Origin of the sequence: Burkholderia sp. Bp9143 (genome assembly GCF_003853645.1) — a bacterium.
Classification (GTDB): Bacteria; Pseudomonadota; Gammaproteobacteria; order Burkholderiales; family Burkholderiaceae; genus Burkholderia.
The window spans coordinates 1-1568 of record NZ_QTPO01000130.1 but is presented as its reverse complement, the minus strand read 5'-3'; the positions used below and the strand labels follow the sequence as shown (position 1 = coordinate 1568).

Annotated in this window: 1 protein-coding gene; it reads right to left on the bottom strand. The window is 62.0% G+C overall.

Annotation, left to right across the window (positions count from 1 at the left end; translation table 11 throughout):
- Positions 1–304: 304 nt before the first annotated feature.
- Positions 305–1438, bottom strand: a complete 1134-nt coding sequence (locus DIE23_RS38940) for an IS110 family transposase (protein WP_124618179.1) — start codon at positions 1436–1438, stop codon at positions 305–307.
- Positions 1439–1568 lie beyond the last annotated feature (130 nt).

The following is a 1568-nucleotide window of genomic DNA, read 5'->3' as shown; positions in this document are numbered from 1 at the left end:
AAAGTTGATATGACTCCGCCTGTCAATAGGGATTGGTTTTGGGTTTGTTGAGGCGCATGTTGACGGAATTTCCTGAGGGCGACGTAGCAGTAAATCTCGACGGTGGATCATGCTGATATCCGCGGGTTGGGTACCGCATTACAGAAGTCCGCCCAATGAGCCTGCCGCTATCTAACGCCGCAAGTCTGGATGCAATCCGTTGCCTAACTTTGTCGCGGGTGACTCGTGTGCCGGGCTACGCCGCCTTCAGGAAACTGCCGCCAAAGTCATGAACCAGGGGTCCTGCCTCCGTGGTGTTGCTGCATTACGTTGGACGTGCCTCATTGCGTACGGCAAGCGACATCGCGAGCCGGCTGATGTCCCAGATGAACCCGCTCAGTTCGCGGGCGACGGCCACTACGGCGATGTTCTTCTCCTTGCCGCGCGCGACGAGCCTCCGGTAGCGCCGGCACAGGCGCACCTGGGCGTCCCAGGCCCGGTCCACGATGGGCTTGGGGATGCCTTCATGGCGGCGCTGGATCTCCGGACTCACGCGGGCCGGATGCTGGTAGCTCCAGGCCGCTTCCACCAGCAGCTTTCTTGCATAGCTGTTGCCGTTCTTTGTGATGCTGCCCAGCCGGCGCTTCTCGCCAGACGAGTGTTCGGAGGGCGTTACCCCCAGCCAGGCCATCAGCTGGCGTGGGTGCGCGAAGCGTGACAGATCGCCCAGCTCGGCGAGCATGCCCACGGCCGTGGTGAACTGCACGCCGCGCATCGTCTGCAGGGCCAGCACGACCGGATAGAAACGCCAGTTGACCACCGACTCGCGCAGCGCGGCCTCCAGCCGGTCGCATTGCGCCACGCGATCCTCGATCGTGCGCCGCAACTCCTCGAATGCCAGTTGCTGCCATTGACTGTCGAACGAATACTGGCTGATCCAGCGCCGGTGCGCGGGTCCCCAGTCAGCTCGGCCCGTATAGTGCACCCCATGCGAGAGCAGAAAGGCCTTCAGTCGTTGGCGCGCACGCTTCAGATCGTCCTTGGTGGTTACCCAGGCACGTGAGAGATCGCGGAACGCTTCGTCCTCCACGGTCGGCACGTATACCGCCGACAAGTCGCCGGCGCGCAGCGAACGCACAAGCTTCAAAGCGTCGCGTCGATCCGTCTTGACACGCTCACCGGGCTTCTTCGGAATCAGTGAAGGCGCGCACACCATGCAGTCGAAACCCTTCTGCACAAGCTGGCGATAAAGCCCATATCCACACGGGCCCGCCTCGTAGACAACGCGGATGTGGCGTGCCTTGGACTGCAGGCGCTTGCACAGGCGATCGATATCGGCCTTCGTCGTCCCGATCTTGCCGAGCAATTCGGCCTCGCCGGTGCCCAGCGCATAGGCAGCCGTGATCGAGTCCTTGTGAACGTCCAAACCTACGTAGAGAAGCGTGCTATCGTGTTTCATTGCTGGCCTCCGTGCCGGAAATCGCCGGGTGTGGCCCTGTCCACACCGTGTGGCTCTGGCAGAAATGCTAACCCACGTTTGATTCCTCACGAGAGGCCAGCCCCTGCCACGCGGAGTCATACTGTCTAAC